Raw genomic sequence first — 245 nt, 5'->3', positions numbered from 1 at the left:
GCGGTTCGGTGATGGATAACGGCTTCAACAGCGGTAACCCATCAGGTGTGATCCGTGCCTATGATGCCGTCAGCGGTCGTCTGGTGTGGAACTTCGATCCGGCTAACCCGGATAACACCGCACCGGTCGCTGAAGGGGCAACCTATCCGCAGGATACCCCGGTCGCCTGGGCCACCCTGAGCGCCGATCTGAAAAACGGCCTGGTCTATGTGCCGTTTGGTAACGCCTCGCCGGATGAAGTGGGA

1 pseudogene is annotated in these 245 nt (G+C 60.4%); it reads left to right on the top strand.

Features of this window, described 5'->3' with window-relative positions:
• A pseudogene (locus tag SB765_RS32780) lies at nt 1-245 on the top strand (membrane-bound PQQ-dependent dehydrogenase, glucose/quinate/shikimate family); the annotation flags it as partial.

Origin of the sequence: Pseudomonas sp. SIMBA_067 (genome assembly GCF_046534675.1) — a bacterium.
In the GTDB taxonomy this organism is placed as follows: domain Bacteria; phylum Pseudomonadota; class Gammaproteobacteria; order Pseudomonadales; family Pseudomonadaceae; genus Aquipseudomonas; species Aquipseudomonas putida.
Note: the sequence above shows the minus strand (reverse complement) of the source record. Positions and strands in the feature narration are given on the sequence as shown.